This window comes from Achromobacter semiaridum, from assembly GCF_053543755.1.
Window position 1 is genome coordinate 16,109 of the sequence record NZ_JBLVOL010000116.1, and the last position, 4,961, is coordinate 21,069.

Sequence of the window (4,961 nt, forward strand, 5' to 3'; positions counted from 1 at the left end):
CCCCCCCCGAAACCGGCCGCGGCATATTCTTCAAGCCGGTTGTAAAGCGTCTTGGGGCTGATGCCCAGCATCATCGCGGCTTGCTTCTTGACGCCGTTGCAGCGTTCAAGCGTCGCGAGGATCAGGCGGCGATCCGCCTCGGCCAGCGTTTCGCCCACGGGCACGCTGACTTCTCCGCCCACGGGTTCACCCGCCGGCGACACGTGCGGGGCCAGCATGTCCACCCCCAGCACATCCCCATCAGCCATGATGAAAGCACGGCGCACGAAGTTCTTCAGCTCGCGCACGTTGCCGGGCCATTCATACTGTTTGAGTATTTCGGACGCCTCGGGCGAGAAGTACTTGTTCCTGCCGGACTCCTGGTTCTGCGCTTGCAGAAAGCGGCGGGCCAGCAGCAGGATGTCGTCGCCCCGCTCGCGCAGCGGCGGTAGTTCGATCGGGAATACGCTAAGCCGGTAATACAAGTCTTCGCGCAGCTTGCCTTCTTGCACCGCCTGTTCGGGATTGCGGTTCGTGGCCGCAACGATGCGGATGTCGCAACTGATTTCGCGGTTGGTGCCCACGCGCATGAACTGCCCGGTCTCAAGCACGCGTAGCAACTTGACTTGAAGGTCCAGCGGCATTTCCGTCACTTCGTCCAGGAACAGCGTGCCGCCGTCGGCCCGTTCGAAATAACCCTTGTGCTGGCGGTCGGCGCCGGTAAAGCTGCCGCGCTCGTGGCCGAACATTTCGCTTTCGATCAGGTTGGGCGAAATCGCCCCACAGTTCACCGCAATGAAGGGGCGCTGGCGGCGCGCGCTGAGTTCGTGGATGGCGTGCGCGGCCAGCTCTTTGCCGGTGCCGCTTTCGCCGATCAGCAGCGTCGTCACGTTGGTGGGCGCGACCCGGCCAATCTGATGGTATAGCTGCACCATGCGTTCCGACTCGCCGTACAGCTTGCCGAACCGGCCGGGCTCTTCGAACGGCATGCCGGGCAATTCGCCACCCGCGTTCGTAACCACCCGCGTCAGAATCTCGTTCAGCCGTTCCATGCAGATCGGCTTGACGAGAAAATCACTGGCGCCCAGGCGCAATGCCTGGACCGCGTAATCCACCGTGCCATGCCCCGTCATCACGACGACTTCGGCGCTGGCCACGGCCGCATTCTTAAAGATGTCCATGCCATTGCCACCGGGCAAGCGGACATCGGTCAACACCAGATCCGGCGCTTGCCGTTCCAGCTGTATCAGCGCATCTTTCACGCTTCCTGCCACTGCCACCGAAAAGCCGCTGTCGCGACCCATTTCGGCCAGTGTTTCCCGTATCGCGTCGTCGTCATCGACGACAAGCAGATGAGGCATGAGTTCTCCTGTTGCCAGTGCGCGGTCTATCCATCAGTGCGCGCGTTTATCACTGTGAGGATAGACACTCTGGAGCCATAATGCGTAAATAATAGATACTGTCCACTAAAGTTTTCGAATACTTGCAACTGGTCGCAGTCGGGCTACAAACGTACCACTACGATTGTGCTGTCGCGTTAGGCCCCGGCGGCCCGAGGTATCAGTATGGCAAATCGCACCACCGCGCGGCGCGACACTGCGCCCGCGTCTTCGGTCGTCCCCATGGACGTCACCGGCATGTCTGCTGTCATGCAGAAATTGGCAACCCAGTTGCAGCTGGCGGCGGCGACCGACGCCAGCGTTTTCATCGTGGGCGAAAGCGGCGCGGGCAAGGAAATCATTGCCCGAGCCATCCATGATGCAAGTGAACGGCGCGCCGCGCCTTTTGTCGCCGTGAACTGCGGCGCGATCAGCGGCACGCTGGCCCACGCCGAATTGTTCGGCCACGAGAAAGGCAGTTTTACAGGCGCGGTGGCGCAGAACGCCGGCTATTTCGAATACGCCAGCGGCGGCACCTTGTTCCTGGACGAAGTCACCGAAATGCCGCCCGACATGCAAGTGCATTTCTTGCGTGTGCTGGAAGCCGGCACCTATCAGCGCGTGGGCGGCACGGACCTGCTGCGCGCCAACGTGCGCATCATCTGCGCCAGCAACCGCGACCCCGCGGCCTCGGTGGCCGATGGCAGGCTGCGCCAGGACTTCCTGCATCGCCTGCTGGTCATCCCCCTTCGGGTTCCCCCGCTGCGCGAACGCGGCGACGATGCGCTGATCCTGGCGCAGCGCTTCCTGGACAACCTGAACGCGCAATACCAGACCCAGAAAACCTTTTCGAAGCGCATGCTGGACGCCATCGCCCAGCATGACTGGCCAGGCAACGTACGCGAGCTGCGTAACGTCGTGCAGCGCGCCTTCATCCTGTCGGATACCCAACTGGACACCAACCTGCTGGCCCGCCCTGCCACCAGCCAACACGCCGAGATGCGCGAAGGCGCGATGAACTTCCCGGTGGGGATGCCGTTAGGCCAGGCGCAGCGCGCCTTCATCCTGGCAACCCTGGCCCACCACGGCGGCGACAAGCGCTTGGCGGCCGACACCTTGGGCGTCAGCCTGAAGACCCTGTACAACCGACTGGACGTCTACGAAAAAGAAGGTCTGTCGGGAAGCTGAGCAGTTCTTACCGTCGGCTTGTAATACGGTCGCTGCCATAGGGCCGAAAGCTTCTTGCATACGCCCGAAAATCGACCTGGCACGGATCTTGCATGTGTCTAAGGATGCGCCGCCCTCCGGCGGCTTTCATCCAGGAGACTCGATTGGGCCACCCCTCGCAAGAATTGCGCCTGCGCCAGCAAATGACGCTTGCGCCGCGCTTGCAGCAGTCTGTCAAGCTGCTGCAGATGTCGGCGCTTGAATTCACGACCGCGGTGGAACACGCGCTTGCCACCAACCCCTTTCTTGAGGATGGCGACGAGCAGGACACCGAACCGCTGCCAAACGGCGATTCCATCAAACCCGGCAGTTACGGAGACGAGCCCTCGGCCATGGCCGATGCCGCCCCGCCCTCGGCCTCCGAGGCCGACGAGCCCTTGCCTGACGCCCCTTCCTATTCCGGCGACTATCCGACCCAACTGACGGGCGGCGGCGACGGCAAGGACATGGGCCAATGGGTCTGCGCATCGGTGTCGATGCGCGAGCGCCTGTCGGCTGATCTGGGCAACTACCACCTTGAACCGCGCGACCGGCTGCTGGCCGAATTCATCATCGACGCGTTGGACGACGACGGCTATCTGCGTGTGCCGCTGATGAGCCTGTGTGACCCCGAGCACGCCGGCTTCAGCCCGCCGCCGGACGAAGGCGAATGGACCGCCGCGCTGCGCCTGGTGCAGCAGCTGGACGCCCCGGGCCTGGCGGCGCGCGATCTGACCGAATGCCTGTCGCTGCAATTGGCGGCGGCGCAGTCCGTAGACCCCCACGTGCGTGACCTGGCCTTGCGCATCGTGCGCGAGCATCTGGACCGCCTGGGCAAGAATGATTGTGTCGGGCTTCGCCGTTTGCTGGGCTGCACCGATGAGCAAGTGCGCGAAGCGTGTGCGCTGATCCGCAGCCTGGACCCCAAGCCGGGCTCGCGCTATAGCGCCGAGGCGCCTGTGTATGTGGTGCCGGACGTGTTCGTGGACAAATGGCACTCGCGCTGGCGCGTGCTGCCCAACCGTCACGCCATGCCGCAGGCGCGGTTGCATCGCACCTATGCCGACCTGTTCCGCCGCGCGCGGCTGGATGACCGCAGCCCCATGGCGCAAGAGCTTCAGGAAGCGCGCTGGCTGGTGCGCAACGTGGAACAGCGCTACACGACCATCCAGCGCGTGGCCGAAGCCATCGTGAAGCGTCAGCAGACGTTTTTCGAGTACGGGGAAGTGGCGTTACGGCCGCTGATGCTGCGCGAGGTGGCCGACGATCTGGACATGCACGAATCCACCGTGTCACGCGCCACCGTCGGCAAGTACATGGTGACCCCGCGCGGCGTCTTTGAGTTTCGCCACTTTTTCTCGCGCGAGCTGGCCACGGAATCCGGCGGGTCGTGCTCGGCCGCGGCGGTGCGTGCGCTGATCAAGGAAATGGTGGACGCCGAGGACCCGACCATGCCGCTGTCAGACGTCGCCCTGACGCAGCAGTTGGCCGCCAGCGGGATCTTGCTGGCGCGCCGGACGGTGTCCAAGTACCGCGGGCAACTACGCGTACCGCCAGCGGAATTGCGCCGTCAGCACTAAGGAAAGGTCACCACGCGGCAGGCCGTCCGAGTGGCGGCCGGCGCCTGCATCGAAGTACGCACAATATGCCGGCCACGCTTTTTAAAAGCCGTGGCCGGTTTGCTAAAACAGCCGTGTTCGATTCGCCAAAAAAGAAGGCTTCCCGTGGGAAGCCTTCTGCTCGAATGGCGCGACGGCGGGACGTAGCTTTTACCGCTAATTCCCGCCATCGACTCCAGCCCTTACTTCGAGCCGCCCGTGTTGGGATAGCCCGGAGGCGGCGTGGCGCCTGCGCCCGGCGTGCGGGGCACGTTGTCGTTGGCTTCACGCTGGCGCTTCGGCGTTTCGTCGGAATGCTTCTTGCCCGACGACATGGTGCCGCTTTGGTGGGTGGCGGGCGGTGTCGTCCCGGTCGAAGGCGTCGCGGTGGGCGCCGGAGCCATCTGGCCCGGAGGCTGTGCCCGGTTCGGCTGCGCGGCGGTGGCGTCATTCGGCGTGGAAGACGGCGTGGTCGGGTTGGCCGATTGGGCCATTACCGCGCCGGCGGACGTCAAACCGGCTGCCAATACGAAAGCGCAAGTCAAAGCACGAGATTTCATAGTCAGACTCCTTTGTAGAAAAGCCCAGACCTATGAGCAAGCCCCGTTCCCAGACCGCTTTCCCACCCTGCTTTTCCCGCTTGCGACCTGCCGTGCCCACTTATCCGCCTGAATTGTTGCCCGTCCGGGTATTTTTTACCGGCGATTGCAGTGGGGACGCGCAGTGGGGACGTGCAGTGGGGACATGCAGCGCGGACATGCAGGGGAAAATACGCAGTGAAAAGTGCAGCCCGGTGGGG

The 4,961-nt window shown here is 63.7% G+C and carries 4 protein-coding genes; 2 read left to right on the top strand and 2 right to left on the bottom strand.

Features of this window, described 5'->3' with window-relative positions:
• Window positions 1–1,340 (bottom strand): sigma-54-dependent transcriptional regulator (locus ACNPP0_RS24885; protein WP_448707290.1); only part of this gene is annotated, 1,340 nt, incomplete at its 3' end.
• 261 nt (window positions 1,341–1,601) lie between these two features.
• On the opposite strand from ACNPP0_RS24885, the gene ACNPP0_RS24890 reads away from it, so the two are divergent.
• Together ACNPP0_RS24890 and ACNPP0_RS24895 are read left to right on the top strand one after the other, a co-directional pair.
• The gene (locus ACNPP0_RS24890; protein ID WP_332608931.1) at window positions 1,602–2,546 is read left to right on the top strand and encodes a sigma-54 interaction domain-containing protein; all 945 of its coding nucleotides are present in this window, start codon (window positions 1,602–1,604) and stop codon (window positions 2,544–2,546) included.
• Between the two features lie 143 nt (window positions 2,547–2,689).
• On the top strand, window positions 2,690–4,144 hold the full coding sequence (locus ACNPP0_RS24895) for an RNA polymerase factor sigma-54 (protein WP_442880151.1): 1,455 nt from the start codon (window positions 2,690–2,692) through the stop codon (window positions 4,142–4,144).
• Between the two features lie 221 nt (window positions 4,145–4,365).
• Here ACNPP0_RS24895 and ACNPP0_RS24900 read toward each other — a convergent pair whose 3' ends face one another.
• Window positions 4,366–4,722: a superantigen-like protein SSL4 gene (locus tag ACNPP0_RS24900; RefSeq protein WP_332608120.1), complete on the bottom strand. Its 357-nt coding sequence runs from the start codon at window positions 4,720–4,722 to the stop codon at window positions 4,366–4,368.
• Between the last annotated feature and the right edge of the window lie 239 nt (window positions 4,723–4,961).